Genomic DNA, 15726 nt, shown 5'->3' with positions numbered 1-15726 from the left:
AAATTTTAACAAATACTTAAAATAAGTCATTTTAATAATGCTTAAATTGTAAAAAATTACAAAAAAATGAATACAATAAACCATGACAATTATATTAATATCTATGACGGAATTGAGGTTGTAGATGCCTTACAAACCCGTATTGCTGATATCAAAAAAACCTTAACAATTGTTACCGAATTAAATAAGTGGGATTATGCTTATGCTGAGGAAAAATGGACAATAAAGGAAATGATACAACATTGCATTGATTGTGAACGTATTTTTTCATATCGTGCTCAGCATATTGCGAGAGAAGATGCTCAGACATTAAATTTTTTTGATGAAAATGCCTACGTTTTGACTTCTAACGCAAAAAGTCGAAAACCAGAAGAATTGATCAAAGAATGGACGAATTTGATGAAAGCTACGTATTTTCAATTCAAATCTTTTGACGATGAAACCCTAAATAGAATTGGAAAAGTTGGTGATCGAGAATTTTCTGTCGAAAAAATTGGTTTTGTAATGGCTGGTCATTCTATTCATCATATGAATGTGATCAACGAACGATATTTATAAAAAAAACAGCTTTACAAAGCTGTTTTTTTTATTTATTTTGGCATTACATTATAAGTAGGATCTTCTTCAATATTGACTTCTATAACACCTTTTGCTTGATCTAATAGTAATATAGAATCTTTGCTTAAATGACGCAAAATAACTTTTTTATTTTGTTGTGTATATTTAAAAGTAATTGTATTTAAAGCATTTATTGCACTCATATCCACTATCCTACTCTCTTTCAAATCAATAATAATTTCATTTGGATCATTTATGATATCAAATTTATCTAAAAAAGTAGATGCAGAACCAAAGAAAAGTGGACCATATATTTCATAAATTTTACGACCATTGTCATCGATAGATTTTCTGGCTCTTATTCGTTTCGCATTATCCCAAGCAAAAACCAAAGCAGAAACAATGACTCCAACAAAAACAGCTAAAGCAAGATTATGAAGAACAACAGTTATAAGTGCAACTAAAACACTTACAAAAATATCTGATTTAGGCATTTTTGTAATTAATTTAAAAAATCCCCATTTAAATGTTGAAATTGCTACCATCATCATCACGCCAACTAAAGCTGCCATCGGAATTTTTTCTATAATTGGCGCTCCAACCAAAATAATAACCAAGATTGTTATTGCTCCTATTGCTGGACCAAGTCGAGATCGTGAACCTGCATCAAGATTGACAAAAGTTTGTGCAATCATTGCGCATCCCCCCATCCCTCCAAAAAATCCATTGGTCATATTAGCAACACCTTGCGCCATGCATTCTTTATTCGAGTTCCCTTTGCTTTCTGTCACCTCATCAACTAACGTTAGTGTAAGTAAAGTTTCTATCAATCCTACCGATCCCATAATAATCGAATACGGTAAAATAATCTTAAAGGTTTCTAAAGTTAATGGAACACTTGGAATATGAAAAACAGGTAATTCTCCTTTGATGGTTGCTATATCACCTACCGTTTTAGTATCAATTTGAAAACCTAAAACCAACAAAAAAGTGATCAGAATTGCAACCAATGAAGCAGGAATTACTTTAGTTATTTTCGGAAAAAAGTAAACAATTAAAATGGTGATAAACGTTAATCCTAACATTATATAAAGAGATGTGCCTGATAACCAATGCGTAACCCCTTCTGATGTTGATTTGAATTGTTCGATTTGTGACATAAAGATCACGATTGCCAAACCGTTTAGAAAACCATACATAACAGGTTGATGAATTAAACGAACAAATCTTCCAAGTTTAAAAATACCCACTATTAGTTGAAAAACACCTGCCAATGTTACTGCTGCAAAAATATATTGTTCACCATAAGTCGCATTTAAGGCAATTAGTGTAATAACCGTCGCTCCTGCTCCTCCTGAAACCATAGCTGGTCGACCACCAAAAATTGCCGTTACAATTCCCATTATAAATGCTCCATACAATCCGATTAATGGAGATAAACCTGCTAAAATTGCAAACGAAAGCGACTCAGGAATCATTGTCATCGCAACAGTTAACCCTGCTAAAATTTCATTTTTTATATTAAGTTTTTGATTGGTATTGATAAAGCTAGAAAAAGACATTTTGTTTAATTATAATCGATACAAAAGTAACCATTTGAAACCAGCTATAATTAGTAAAAAAGTACATTATATGTCGAATTACGCACTATTTTTCTAAAATAAAAGATTGAATAATTTAGATCAATCATTAAAAAACTATTTCTGAAATGTTAAATATTTCATAATGATGATTTAACAATTAGGATATATTGCAAATGTACTTTTGTTGAAATTATTGAACCATGAAACATTTATTAAAACTCACATTACTTGTGTTAGGACCTATGGTTTTGGCTCAAAATGGTGTGATTTCTGGAAAAATTATTGATGCTACTGATCAATTTTCTCTACCAGGAGCTAGGCTACGAATTGAAAACACAAACAAATACACAATTTCTGATCAAAATGGAAATTATCAATTCCTAAACCTAAATCCGGGTACATACATTGTTTATATTGATTATTTAGGTTATGAAACTATATCTAAACAAATAGAAGTTTCAGAAAATAAAACTGCAGTAATCAATTTCTCTTTAGATGCTGAAAGTAGAGAATTAAATGAAGTTGTCGTAATCGGTGATTTTTTGAAAGGTCAAGCAAAAGCATTAAATCAACAGAAAAACAATGGAAATATTACAAATATTATTTCTTCTGATCAAGTTGGTCGTTTTCCAGATTCTAATATTGGAGATGCTTTAAAACGTGTTTCAGGTATTACGATGCAAAATGATCAAGGAGAAGCACGTAATATAATTATTAGAGGTCTTTCACCTGAATTAAATTCTGTTATGTTAAACGGAGATCGTATTCCTTCTGCAGAGGGTGATAACCGTAACGTACAAATGGATTTGATTCCTTCGGAAATGATATCTACAATCGAAGTAAATAAAACTTTGACGCCTGACATGGATGCCGATGCAATTGGTGGAGCTGTGAATTTGATAACACGTGCAGTTCCAAATAAAGAGCGAATTTCTATTACAGCTTCAGGAGGATACGCTCCAATTCGTGAAAAAGGATTATACAATTCTGCTTTTTTATATGGAAATAGATTTTTTGATAAAAAGTTAGGGGTTGTTGCTTCTGCAAGTTACCAAGTTCAGAATTTTGGTTCAGATAATATTGAGGCAGTTTGGGAAAAAGATGGCGATAAAACTTATTTGTCTGAATTTCAGATTCGAAAATATGATATTCAACGTGTAAGAAGAAGTATTTCTTTATCTTCTGATTATCAATTCAATGAAAACAATAGAATAGATTTATCTGCTATCTATAATTGGCGAGATGATAGAGAAAACAGATATAGAGTAACATATAAAGACTTAGAATACGACGAAAAAACAAACAATTACAAAGGAAGTATAAGAAGAGAGACTAAAGGAGGTATTAATAATAATCGCAATAAAAATGCACGATTAGAAGATCAAAGAGTTTATAATATTTCTTTAAAAGGAGAACATTTGTTATCTCCAAAAATTGATATGGATTGGGCGGTAACTTTTTCTAAAGCAAGCGAAGATAGACCAAATGAGCGTTATACTGATTACAGAGCAAAAAACGTTAGTTTTACAGAAGATTTATCCGATCCAAACTATCCATTAGTTTCTACAACATCTACAGAAGATTTATCTAAATACAAAGTCGGAACTTTGTCTGAACAACATGATTATACAAGTGAAAAAGAATTTGGAGCGAAATTAAATTTCCGAGTTCCTTTTAGTGTAATCGATAACCAAAAAGGGCGTTTACGTTTTGGTGGGCGTTTACGTTTAAAAAATAAAGAACGAAACAATATTTATTATTCATACGAAAGTATAGATGGTTTGGGGAATTTAAATTCTCAAAATCCGGTAGATTGGAGCAGTTCTAAATTTAACCCAGGTTCAAAATATCAAGCTGGCTATTTTTACTCGAATCAAAATTTAGGAAATTTAGCACTTTCTAATCCATCATTATTTAATGCTAATTTAGAACCGTCTGAATTTTTAGCGTCAAATTATAAAGCAAAAGAAAATATTTCGGCTGGATATATTCGTTGGGATCAAGATTTATCTACGATGACTTCTGTAATACTTGGAGTTCGAGTAGAAAATACGTCTATCGAATATACGGGTAATTATGTTCAAGATGAAGAAGATTTAATCGGAGAAATTAATCATAAAAATGATTATACAAACATACTTCCAAGTATTTCTTTGAAACATAAATTCACAAATGATTTTATTCTTAGAGCTGCATTTACAACGAGTTTGGCTCGTCCCAATTATTATAGTTTAGCACCATATGTAAGCGTTTTAAAAGAAGATTCTGAATTATACGCAGGAAATCCTGATTTAAAAGCTACTTATGCAATGAATTACGATTTAATGTTAGAAAATTATTTTGAAAATATTGGAATTGTTTCGGGAGGATTCTTTTATAAAAAATTAAATGATTTTATATACACATATAAAAACAATACATTTACAAGCAGTAATTTTAATGCATTATTTCCTGATATTGCTAATCCAATTCCTACCGGTGAAAATTGGAAAATGACTCAAGCGCGCAACGGAGATCATGTAAATGTTTATGGCTTCGAAATAGCTTTTCAGCGTCAATTAGATTTTATTCCAGGAGAATTTTTCAAACATCTTGGTGTGTATTTAAATTATACATACACCGATTCTAAAGCCAAAGGAATAACAAATGAAGACGGTGATTTGAGAGAAGATCTTGATTTACCAAAAACAGCTCCACATATGTTTAATGGATCATTATCTTTTGAGAATAAAAAATTTACAGCAAGAGTTTCTCTTAATTATACGGCAGCTTATTTAGACGAAATTGGAGGAAATGCTTTCGAAGATAGTTATTACGACAAACAACTATTTATAGATGCAAACGCTTCTTATAAATTTTCAAATAACCTACGAATTTTTGCAGAAGCAAATAATTTAACCAATCAACCATTACGTTACTACCAAGGCGTATCAAACCAAACTAAACAACTTGAGTATTATCAACCACGTTTTACAATGGGGTTAAAATTTGATTTCTAAAATAAAATAGTATGAAAAAAATAATCATCACTTTATCAGTAATTGGAAGTATATTTTCGTGTGAATCTTCCAAATTAGCATCCATCCCAAAAAATGCATTAAAGCCAACTGTTACAACTCAACAAACACCAAATGACACTGATGATCCTGCGATTTGGATTGATAAAAAAAATCCAGAAAAATCTATGATTATCGGAACAGATAAACAAGAAGATACAGGAGGTTTATATGCTTATAATCTTAATGGTGAAATTATTCATAAAATTACTCCACTCAATCGTCCAAATAATGTAGATGTCGCTTACGGATTTAGTTTTGAAGGAAAAGAAATTGATATTGCTGTTACGACAGAACGTGCAAGTAACAAAATCAGAATTGTTTCTTTACCAGATTTCAAATTAATAGACAATGGAGGAATTGATGTATTTGAAAATGAAGCTCAACGAGATCCAATGGGAATTGCATTATACAAAAGTAAAGACAATAAAATCTATGCAATTGTAGGAAGAAAAGAAGGGCCAAGTGGCGAATATATCCATCAATATCTACTTGAAGAAAAAAATGGTCAAATTACAACTACATTGGTTCGAAAATTTGGTAATTATTCTGGCAAAAAAGAAATTGAAGCAATCGCAGTTGATGAAGAATTAGGGTATATTTATTATGCAGATGAAACAACGGGAATTAGAAAATATTATGCTGAACCTAAAAAAGGAAACGAAGAAATAGCTTTTTTTGGACAAAATGATTTTAAACGAGATCACGAAGGTATTGCGATTTACAAAACCTCAGCTAAAGATGGTTACATCTTGATTTCTGATCAACAAGCAAATTATTTTAATGTTTATAAAAGACAAGGAGAGCCTACAAATCCGAATGAACACAAATTAATTGCTAAAATTCCAGTTTCTACAATAGAATGTGATGGAGCTGATGCTGTAAATTTTAATTTCGGAACTAAATTTCCAAAAGGATTTTTTGTCGCAATGAGCAATGGAAAAACTTTTCAATTATATGATTGGAAAATCATTCAAAATGAAATTGATAAGCAAGCAAAATAAATTATTATTTTAAATATAATTCATTATTAATAAAAGCACAACGAAGGATTCTTGGTTGTGTTTTTTTTATCGTTTATTTTTGGTAAAAATTACATCTTGAAACATTTATTTAAAGTTGCATTAAATTGGATTAAGAAAGAACCTTCAACCGATCGTACTACTAAATTTTATAGTAAAAGTCATCATATTTTGATTGAAGGAAAACCTAATTTAGAAATTTCGGCAGCAAAAGCTTTCAAAGGAGATCCTAATTTATATAATCCCGAAGATTTGTTATTAAGTAGTTTAACTTCATGCCATATGATGTCGTACTTATATTGTTGTGCTCAACATAAAATTGAGGTCATTTCTTACACTGATCATTCTGAAGCAACTTTAGTTGTGAATGCAGATGGAAGTGGAAAAATTATTGTAGTCAATTTATTTCCAGAAGTTATTATTGCTGATGAAACGCAAATTGAGCTCGCTCTTTCTTTGCATAAAAAAGCAAATGAATTGTGTTTTATTGCAAATTCATGCAATTTTCCTGTTTATCATAATTCAACATGTACTACACCATAAAAAAATCGAGTTAATACTCGGTTTTATACATTTTGTTCGTTATAATTTCTCTTTTAAGAATAGCGCTGTATACGATTCTTTTACTTTTACAATATCTTCTGGTGTTCCTTCTGCTACTAAGAAACCACCTTTTTTCCCTCCTTCTGGTCCAAGATCTATTACCCAATCGGCAACTTTAATAATATCCATATTGTGCTCAATCACAAAAACTGAATGTCCCAAATTAATCAATGCTCGTAAAGCCTTGATTAATTTCTGAATATCATGAAAATGCAAACCAGTAGACGGTTCATCAAAAATAAACAAGGTTTTATTCGTGGTTTCTCCTTTTGTCAAGAAAAAAGCCAATTTTACACGCTGCGCTTCTCCGCCTGAAAGCGTATTCGACGATTGACCTAACTTCACGTAACCTAAACCAACATCTTGCAAAGGCTTTAACTTCTCTACAATTTTATTTTGTTGATGTGCTGCAAAAAAATCGATAGCTTCATCAATTGTTAAATTCAAAATATCTGAAATTGACTTTCCTTCAAACTTAACTTCTAAAATTTCTTTCTTGAAACGTTCTCCATGACAATCTTCACAAACCAACTCAACATCCGCCATAAATTGCATTTCGATCGTAATTGTTCCTTCTCCTTTACAAGCATCGCAACGTCCACCATCTACGTTAAACGAAAAATGTTTGGGCTGAAATCCCATCACTTTACTCGCTTTTTGTGATGCAAATAAATTTCGAATATCGTCATAAGCTTTCACATAAGTCACAGGGTTTGAACGCGATGATTTCCCAATTGGATTTTGATCAATTAACTCGATTCCTTCTAACTGTTTCAAATCACCAACTAAATCGTCAAAATCACCAATTTTATTCCCATAGATTTCAAAATGACGCTGAACAGCTGGTGCTAAAATATCTTTCATTAACGTTGATTTCCCTGAACCAGAAACTCCTGTAATCACAGTTAATTCGTTTAGTGGAAATTTAACATCAATATTCTTTAAATTATTTTCTCGTGCACCTATAATTTTCAAATAATTAGGTGAATTTAAACGGTTCTTAGGAACTTCAATTGCTAATTTCCCATTCAAATATTTAGATGTCAAGGTATCAGCTTTTATCAATTCGTCATAAGTTCCTTCAAACACGACCTCTCCTCCATTTGTTCCAGCTTCTGGACCAATATCAATAATATAATCCGCAGCTTTCATGATATCTTCATCATGTTCCACCACAATTACTGTATTTCCTAAATCACGTAAACGATGTAAAATCGTGATAAACTTTTCCGTATCTCGCGAATGTAAACCAATCGAAGGTTCGTCTAAAACGTACATCGATCCAACCAAACTGCTTCCTAACGAAGTTGCTAAATTGATACGTTGCGATTCTCCTCCAGACAATGTATTTGACGCACGGTTGAGCGATAAATATTCTAAACCAACATCCAATAGGAAAGTTAAACGAGATTTTATTTCATAAATAATTCGACCAGCGATTTGCTGATCATATTCATTAAATTGAATACTTGTAAAAAAATCATTCAATTCATTTAACGGTAAATCAACTAAATCACTGATTGATTTATCTGCAATTTTCACAAAATTAGTTTCTTTGCGTAATCGTTTTCCTTTACACGTCGGACAAGTTGTTTTTCCTCTGTAACGAGACAACATCACACGGTATTGAATTTTATAGGTGTTTTCTTCAACCATTTTAAAGAAACCGTCTAATCCTTCCCAATTCAAATCACCTCGCCACAAATACTCTTTTTGTTCTTCTGATAATTCAAAATAAGGTTTGTGAATAGGAAAGTCGACTTGTTGTGATTGCTTAATAAAATGATTTTTCCATTCGCTCATCTTCTCTCCTTTCCATGCAACCACCGCATCTTCGTAAATAGATAACGATTTATTTGGTACGACAAGATTTTCTTCAATCCCAATTACTTTCCCGTAACCTTCACAAGTTGGACAAGCACCATAAGGATTGTTGAAACTAAAGAAATGAATGTTTGGTTCATTAAAAATCAAGCCATCAGATTCGAATTTATTTGAAAAATATTTAACTGAATTATGATCTATATTTACAACTGCAATGTCTCCTTTTCCTTCGAAAAAAGCAGTTTCGATAGAGTCTGCCAAACGATGATAAAAAGATTCTTCGTCTTCTGTAGGTAATGCAATACGATCAATGACTAAATGAACATCATTTTCGGGTTGAGGCTCAAAGTTAAACGAAATTAAATCTTCAATTTTGACTTGATTTCCATCTACACTTAAACGTGTAAACCCTTGTTGTTGAAGAATATTTAAATGTTCAGAAAACGTACGTTCTTCTGGAACAACCAATTTAATTTGAAGAATAAATTTTGTTTCGGCTTCAAAAGTTTTCAAATAATCCACAACATCCGTCACCGAATCTTTCTGAACTAATTCTCCTGTAATCGGTGAATATGTTTTTCCAATTCGGGCATATAATAATTTCAAATAATCGTAAATCTCTGTTGTTGTACCAACTGTAGAACGTGGATTGGTTGAATTTACTTTCTGTTGTATCGCAATCGCCGGAGCTATTCCTTTGATATAATCAACTTGTGGTTTATCTAATTTTCCTAAAAATTGACGCGCATAAGACGACAAACTTTCAACATAACGACGCTGACCTTCTGCATACAATGTGTCAAAAGCCAACGTAGATTTTCCAGAACCAGACATTCCAGTAATCACAACCAATTTATTTTTTGGTATCGCTAAATCAATATTCTTTAGATTGTGCAACTTTGCACCTTTTATTAGGATAAATTCCTTTGAATCGAGTTGATTGATATCTTTTTTCATCGTGGCGCAAAGTTAATGTATTTTGGAAAGTTATTGTACTGACTACTCTAAAAGAAACCGTATTTTTTAAAAAATAAAAACGCATTAAATAATTAATGCGCTTTTTCAATAAAAAAATAAAAATTTATTCCTGAAATAACAAATAATTTTCTTCGTTTAATTTCTGATATCCAACATCGTACACATAAAAAATTGTGCCATTTTTAGATTCATCAACATTCGTAATGTATCTAAAATCAAAGTTCCTTAGACTAAGTTCATTTTTATCCACCGAACGAATACCTTCTTCTAACAAAGATTTTAAAATTCGGTTATTCTTTCTTAATCGATTATTAATATTTCTTACAATCTCTACTTTGTCTCGGTTCAGATTGTTGTTATAAGAATTTCGACAAAAGTCATTGCAAAACTTTTTGTCTTTGCGACCAAAAAGTGTTTGGTTACATTGAAGACATGTATTCATAAGATAGATTTTAGGTGTTGTTACTACAAATATATAAAAAAAGTACATCAATTTACAAATAATTAATCTTATATTGCTTTTACGCCAAATCAAAGTATTAATTATTTGTTAAATGTTTTGAAAGTTATTTATTATTTTTGCTTAAATTATATTGATTTTGAAATTTTTAAACAAATTACCTGATCCTTTTATCCTTTTTTTATTTATAGCTATTTTAGTTGCTTACATATACCCAAATATTAGTTTGTGGTCGTACAGCAATATTAACCTTAATACAATAATAGATATAGGTATTATTTTAGTTTTCTTTTTTTATGGGTTAAAATTAAATTGGAAAGATTTTTTCAAGGACTTGTCCAACTGGAAAATGCATTTATTAATCCAGTCTATAACGTTTATATTTTTTCCAATACTTGTTCTTTGTTTCTATCCACTCATTAAGAACTATCCTGCATATTTCACACTTTATGTCGCTATTTTTTATCTTGCGGCTTTGCCAAGTACTGTTTCTTCATCTGTAGTAATGGTTTCTATTGCAAAAGGAAATATACCCAGTGCCATTTTTAATGCGAGTATCTCTGGTTTAATCGGTATTATTATCACACCGCTTTGGATGAGTTTATTTTTATCAAAAAGTGATGGAGAATTTGATTTATTAGGAATTTTTTTAGATTTGGTTCTAAAAATTATTTTACCTGTTATTATTGGTGCTTTATCTCAACCTTTTTTGGGTAATTTCTATCATAAATACAAAAAACAATTTTCTAACTTAGATAAGTTAACCATCATTTTAATTGTCTACAATAGTTTTAGTCACACATTTTTAGATGGAATTTTTGACAAATTAGGCTTGATTCCTCTTTTAATTGTTTTCGTTGTAGTGGTTACTTTATTTTTTATGTTTTTTAATTTTTCTAAATGGATCGCACTAAAAATGAATTTTAATCGAGAAGATGATATTACAATTCAATTTTGTGCAACCAAAAAATCGTTGGTTCATGGCTCGGTAATTGCTGCAGTTATTTTTTCTGGTGACATCGGTATATACTTGATTCCAATTATGCTTTACCATACTTTTCAATTAATTTATATTAGTTTTATAGCCAATCAATATGCAAAAGAAGTTGAATAAAACCATCATTTCGTTTTTAGTATTAATTGCACAAATTATTCTCTTTTCTGTACTATTCTTATCTGATAATTTCATTGATTTTATCGTTCAAAGGATAACATTCCCCCTATCTGCTTTTGTAGCTAAAATGACCAATTCTGTTCAATTACCATTAGGTGATATTTTTTATTTAATGATTGGTATTCTTGGTTTCTTTCTTATACTCAGAGTGATTAGAAGTTTTTTTTACAAAAATCGTGAAACTTCAAAATCTATTTATCATCTATTGATTTTTGTAAATAGCTTCTATTTTATTTACATATTCGCTTGGGGAGTTATGTATAAAAAAGACACATTAACTTTTCATCAAAAAGAAATTGCAATTCAACCAAAAATTCTAAAAGAAATTTATTGTATCGAATTAGACAAAGCAATTATTGCCCGTAATAAAATAGAACACAATGATTCTACAACAACCATTCAGTTTAAATCTAATCTCAATGATTATAATGAAGAATTTTACTCACTACAATCTTCTATAAAAGATTTGAAATGGTTGAAAAATTATCGATTGTTAGAAAATGTTCATTTCAAATTATCTTGGATTTCGAAAATGCAAAATTATATGGGGATTTTAGGCTATTACAATCCTTTTACAGTTGAAGCAAACCTGAATCGTTACAATACAAATCTAAAACAACCTGCTACTCTTTTTCACGAATATGGTCATCAAATGGGATTTGCATCAGAAAGTGAAGCAAATTTTTTAGCTTATTATTTAGGCTCAAAATCGAAGAATCCCGAAATTAATTATTCTATTTATTATAAAAGTATTTATACGCTTTTGGGTGCAATTTACAAGTCTGATCCTTATTTTGTAAAAATGGAATTGAATAATATGTATCCAAAAATCAAGCTTGATCGTCAAGCAGAATTAAATCATTATTTAAAATATGAAGGAAAAGCAAGTGATACGTTTTCAGAATTAAATAATCAATTCTTAAAAGCAAATAATCAAGAAGGAACAATAAGTTACAACAAGTATGTAGAATTGATTTACATTTTATACCAAACAAAAAAGCGAAATCAATATACACTGCCCCCAAAAAGTTAGACACTTTTGGGGGCATTTTTTATGACAAGAAAAGTAAAATATGGTGTAGCATTTAAGTTACGCTGTGTGAAAGAAGTTTTAGAAAAACATCGAACAATACGTTCAATTAGTAAAAAAGAAAATATACATGCTTCTTTATTAAAGAAATGGGTTTCTGATTATCATAATCAAGGAATTTCAGGTATAGAACCTAAAAAAAACCAAACGTATAGCGTTGAATTTAAGTTGAAAGTTATTAAGTCTATAACCAAACAGTTTCTTAGTTTGCGTGAAGCCAGAGTTAAATTTAATATTCCAAGTGAATCGGTTATTATAAAATGGCAAAAAGATTTTGCTACCTTTGGAATAGACGGATTAAAACCCAAACCAAAAGGCCGTCCCAAGACTATGAGCACATCTAAAGGTAGACCTAAAAAATCGAAACAACCGTTAACAAGAGAAGAAGAACTATTGTTGGAGATTGAACGTTTACGTTGTGAAAATGCACTCTTAAAAAAGTTCAATGCCTTAATTCAAGCCGAGGAAGAAAAACAAAAGAAACTTGGACACAAGCCATAAATGAATTAAGGCCAGAATTTCATCTAAATTTACTTTTAGATTGTACACATATGGCTAGAAGCAGCTTTTACTATCATATTTCACGTAGTAAAACAGATAAATACGAGGAATTAAAACTTAAGATAAAATCCATTTATCATCAGCATAAAGGGCGATATGGCTATCGACGAATTACCGATGAATTAAGAAAATCAGGAACTATCATCAATCATAAAACTGTTCTTAAACTGATGAATAGCTTAGGATTAAAGAGTTTGATTCGAAGAAAAAAATACAAATCTTACAAAGGAGAACAAGGAAAGATTGCACCAAACATCTTGCAAAGAGCATTTAAGGCTGATAAACCCAACCAAAAATGGGTAACAGATGTTACCGAGTTTAAAGTAAAAGATAAAAAACTATATTTATCACCAATAATGGATCTGTACAATCAAGAAATTATCAGCTATGAGTTAAGCGAACGACCTGTTTTTAATCAAGTAACTCAAATGCTTAAAAAGGCATTTAAAATAACGAAAGACACTAAAGATTTGATATTACATTCAGATCAAGGATGGCAATATCAAATGAAACAATATCAGGCTTTATTAAATGAAAAAGGAATCATACAAAGTATGAGTAGAAAAGGAAATTGCTTAGATAATGCTATTATCGAGAATTTCTTCGGAATACTGAAATCGGAACTATTTTATTTACAAAAATTTAATTCTATTGAAGAGCTAAAAAAAGAAATAAAACAATACATTTACTATTACAATAACGATAGAATAAAATCGAACTTAAATAAAATGAGCCCGATACAATATCGAACTCATTTTTATAATTATTAATTTTTAATCTGTCCAAACTTTTGGGTGCAGTCTAATAAGATTTCGCTTTTTGTTTATTAATTAGAATTTATTTCCAAATATATTTTTCACCTAAACTCAAAGTAGATTTGATTACATAGTTTCCTTCATTATTCTTCTCTGTCAAAACCAAAATTGGATAATATTCACCCGCAGGAACTAACTTTGTGATGTTAGTTGTAAAATCAAGATTACTTAATTTTGTTAAAGCGGCAACCGGAGTAATATCAAAATTAAGCAATTCAAATCCATCTATTTTTTTTGCATCTGTAATATTTTGTTTTGAAAAATAGACTAATAATTTCAAGTCATTTGTTGGTTTAGAATCTAAATTCTGAATAGAATTATTAATACCATCAACTGTAACCATTAATGTATTAAAATCAATTTCTAATTTCCAAACACCAGCTAATTTTACTTTTTTGTTTGCATTTTCAATAGCTAATGAACTCTCTACGGGAATATAAATATCTGATAAAGTTGCGTCAATATTTTTTGTAGAAGCTAATGTATTTTTCTCCGTTAATTGTGGTAAACTAGCATCATCAATTACTTTATCAATCATAATATCATTCGATTGTAATGATATTTTATTATTTAAAATCTTGTAGTTTAAAACATTGCTTGTTTCTCTCTCTTTCAATAATAAAATTGGTGTATAATCTCCATCTGCTAATTTCTGGATATCTGCTGCTTTAAAAGTTACATTTACATTATTAAAACTTGTTCCATTCCCTTCCAGAGTTCCTAATTGGGCATTTGTTGTGATTTTGTTAGGTAAATCATACAAATCCAACGAAGATTTTGAAGGAACAAAATATAAATCAAAAAATAAAGTTTGACTAGTTTTATCTGAATAGTTAGTCAATTTTCCGCCAGAAATTTTGTAATTAGAAGTAGTTACATCATTTGAAATATTCCAAACTCCATCAAAAGAATAATCTTTATTAATAGTCGTTGGAAGATTTGTAATGTTAATGTTTTCCTGTTGAGCAGAAACAAAGCTACTCGACATTATGGCTGCACTAAAAAATAATTTAGTAAAAATATTCATAGGTTATACTTTAAGCTTTCCTACAAAAATAAGAATTATATTTACAAAAAAGTGCTTAAAATCGGATATTTTTAAAATAAAAAGATATCTATTAATTTTGATTCTTTAATTTTGTGGTGAATTAAAGAATTATGACTAAAATTTACCCAAAAGACACTGATCAGTTTGATGATTTCGTTCACAAAGAAACAACAACATTTGAAGAGTTAACTGTTTTTGATCGCAATAATTTAGCACCAATATCTATTAATGATCAATTTGGCTTAATCGATAAAACTGGAAATGTAATTATTCCTTTTGAGTACCAGAAATTAGTTCTCACAACGGTTAATGCATATAGTGCTCAGAAAAACGAAAAATGGGGATTTATAACCAAGTCTAACCAAGTTTTGATTCCGTTTGAGTATGAATTATCAAGTGATTTTATTGAGAATATTTGTGCTGTAAAAAAAGACGGAAAATGGGGATTTATTGATTTATTGAATCAAGTAATTATTCCGTTTGAATATGATGGTTGTACCGATTTTAGAGCTGGTTTGGCTGGAGTAGAAAAAGATGGAAAATGGGGAATGATTGACAAAAACAATCAATTAATTATTGATTTTCAATACGAATATTTAACACCTGTTGATCAAAATTTTGCAACTTTTGGAGAATCAACTTCTTTGAAAATTGAACGTCCTGATGTGTTGGCTTATTTTCCTTATTTTTTATCCAAAGAAAATTATTTGATGCATTTTGGTTTAATTTCGACTACAAATGAAAAAATTTTAGAACCGATTTCTGAATTGCCTATTTTAGAAAGTTTCGAAAATCAACCTGTTGTTCGTCAAAATTATCAATTAGGGTATCTGAAAGATGGAAAAGATTTTGTAAAATTTGATCAATTTAAGATAGATCCTTATGAAGAAAAAATATTAACACAATTAGGTGTTATGAAATAAAAAAAATGCGACCTTTCTTACACTGCCCCCA

At 30.0% G+C, this 15726-nt stretch carries 12 protein-coding genes; 8 read left to right on the top strand and 4 right to left on the bottom strand.

Translation table 11 applies throughout. The features are described from left to right. The first annotated feature begins 66 nt into the window (after positions 1–66). Complete coding sequence (locus NZD85_RS01385) at positions 67–558, top strand: DinB family protein (protein WP_260542925.1); 492 nt, start codon at positions 67–69, stop codon at positions 556–558. A 32-nt stretch (positions 559–590) separates the two neighbouring features. Here the strand turns inward: NZD85_RS01385 and NZD85_RS01380 are convergent, their stop codons facing one another. Further along, complete coding sequence (locus NZD85_RS01380; RefSeq protein ID WP_260542923.1) at positions 591–2120, bottom strand: SulP family inorganic anion transporter; 1530 nt, start codon at positions 2118–2120, stop codon at positions 591–593. 221 nt (positions 2121–2341) lie between these two features. Here NZD85_RS01380 and NZD85_RS01375 point away from each other — a divergent pair, with 221 nt between their 5' ends. From NZD85_RS01375 to NZD85_RS01365, 3 genes are all read left to right on the top strand, one after another. Further along, on the top strand, positions 2342–5140 hold the full coding sequence (locus NZD85_RS01375; RefSeq protein ID WP_210766902.1) for a TonB-dependent receptor: 2799 nt from the start codon (positions 2342–2344) through the stop codon (positions 5138–5140). A gap of 11 nt (positions 5141–5151) precedes the next feature. Continuing rightward, positions 5152–6201 (top strand): phytase, encoded by a 1050-nt coding sequence (locus tag NZD85_RS01370; RefSeq protein WP_171623610.1) that lies wholly within the window; start codon positions 5152–5154, stop codon positions 6199–6201. A 93-nt stretch (positions 6202–6294) separates the two neighbouring features. After that, positions 6295–6762, top strand: coding sequence for an OsmC family protein (locus tag NZD85_RS01365; RefSeq protein WP_260544531.1), 468 nt, complete (start codon positions 6295–6297; stop codon positions 6760–6762). A 39-nt stretch (positions 6763–6801) separates the two neighbouring features. Here the strand turns inward: NZD85_RS01365 and uvrA are convergent, their stop codons facing one another. Next, the gene (gene uvrA / locus NZD85_RS01360; RefSeq protein ID WP_260542918.1) at positions 6802–9603 is read right to left on the bottom strand and encodes an excinuclease ABC subunit UvrA; all 2802 of its coding nucleotides are present in this window, start codon (positions 9601–9603) and stop codon (positions 6802–6804) included. Positions 9604–9727: 124 nt separating this feature from the next. Beyond that, positions 9728–10066, bottom strand: coding sequence for a hypothetical protein (locus NZD85_RS01355; RefSeq protein ID WP_171623612.1), 339 nt, complete (start codon positions 10064–10066; stop codon positions 9728–9730). Positions 10067–10217: 151 nt separating this feature from the next. Here NZD85_RS01355 and NZD85_RS01350 point away from each other — a divergent pair, with 151 nt between their 5' ends. The 3 genes from NZD85_RS01350 (at position 10218) to NZD85_RS14715 (ending at position 13679) form a co-directional block, all read left to right on the top strand. Continuing rightward, a complete protein-coding gene (locus NZD85_RS01350) occupies positions 10218–11198 on the top strand; it encodes a bile acid:sodium symporter family protein (RefSeq protein WP_317619460.1) in 981 nt (326 codons plus the stop codon). Next, positions 11179–12291 (top strand): DUF3810 domain-containing protein, encoded by a 1113-nt coding sequence (locus NZD85_RS01345; protein WP_260542913.1) that lies wholly within the window; start codon positions 11179–11181, stop codon positions 12289–12291. The genes NZD85_RS01350 and NZD85_RS01345 overlap by 20 nt, the downstream gene beginning before the upstream one ends. 21 nt (positions 12292–12312) lie before the next feature. Next, a protein-coding gene (locus NZD85_RS14715; RefSeq protein WP_396127076.1) for an IS3 family transposase occupies positions 12313–13679 on the top strand; the annotation gives its coding sequence in 2 pieces (ribosomal slippage) (positions 12313–12775 and positions 12775–13679; 1368 coding nt in all). A 67-nt stretch (positions 13680–13746) separates the two neighbouring features. Here NZD85_RS14715 and NZD85_RS01330 read toward each other — a convergent pair. Next, positions 13747–14751 (bottom strand): hypothetical protein, encoded by a 1005-nt coding sequence (locus tag NZD85_RS01330; RefSeq protein ID WP_260542909.1) that lies wholly within the window; start codon positions 14749–14751, stop codon positions 13747–13749. 131 nt (positions 14752–14882) lie between these two features. On the opposite strand from NZD85_RS01330, the gene NZD85_RS01325 reads away from it, so the two are divergent. After that, the gene (locus NZD85_RS01325; RefSeq protein WP_260542907.1) at positions 14883–15695 is read left to right on the top strand and encodes a WG repeat-containing protein; all 813 of its coding nucleotides are present in this window, start codon (positions 14883–14885) and stop codon (positions 15693–15695) included. Positions 15696–15726 lie beyond the last annotated feature (31 nt).

The sequence above is a fragment of the Empedobacter stercoris genome (assembly GCF_025244765.1).
GTDB classification, from domain to species: Bacteria; Bacteroidota; Bacteroidia; order Flavobacteriales; family Weeksellaceae; genus Empedobacter; species Empedobacter stercoris.
The sequence above is the reverse complement of the archived record's forward strand: the minus strand, read 5'-3'. Positions and strand labels throughout refer to the sequence as shown.

What these genes read in the sequence shown, in the direction of transcription:
- NZD85_RS01325 (WP_260542907.1), top strand. Translation starts at nt 14,883, where the DNA reads ATGACTAAAATTTACCCAAAAGACACTGATCAGTTTGATGATTTCGTT.
- NZD85_RS01375 (WP_210766902.1), top strand. Translation starts at nt 2,342, where the DNA reads ATGAAACATTTATTAAAACTCACATTACTTGTGTTAGGACCTATGGTT.
- NZD85_RS01345 (WP_260542913.1), top strand. Translation starts at nt 11,179, where the DNA reads ATGCAAAAGAAGTTGAATAAAACCATCATTTCGTTTTTAGTATTAATT.
- uvrA (WP_260542918.1), bottom strand. Translation starts at nt 9,603, where the DNA reads ATGAAAAAAGATATCAATCAACTCGATTCAAAGGAATTTATCCTAATA.
- NZD85_RS01370 (WP_171623610.1), top strand. Translation starts at nt 5,152, where the DNA reads ATGAAAAAAATAATCATCACTTTATCAGTAATTGGAAGTATATTTTCG.
- NZD85_RS01380 (WP_260542923.1), bottom strand. Translation starts at nt 2,120, where the DNA reads ATGTCTTTTTCTAGCTTTATCAATACCAATCAAAAACTTAATATAAAA.
- NZD85_RS01330 (WP_260542909.1), bottom strand. Translation starts at nt 14,751, where the DNA reads ATGAATATTTTTACTAAATTATTTTTTAGTGCAGCCATAATGTCGAGT.
- NZD85_RS01385 (WP_260542925.1), top strand. Translation starts at nt 67, where the DNA reads ATGAATACAATAAACCATGACAATTATATTAATATCTATGACGGAATT.
- NZD85_RS01355 (WP_171623612.1), bottom strand. Translation starts at nt 10,066, where the DNA reads ATGAATACATGTCTTCAATGTAACCAAACACTTTTTGGTCGCAAAGAC.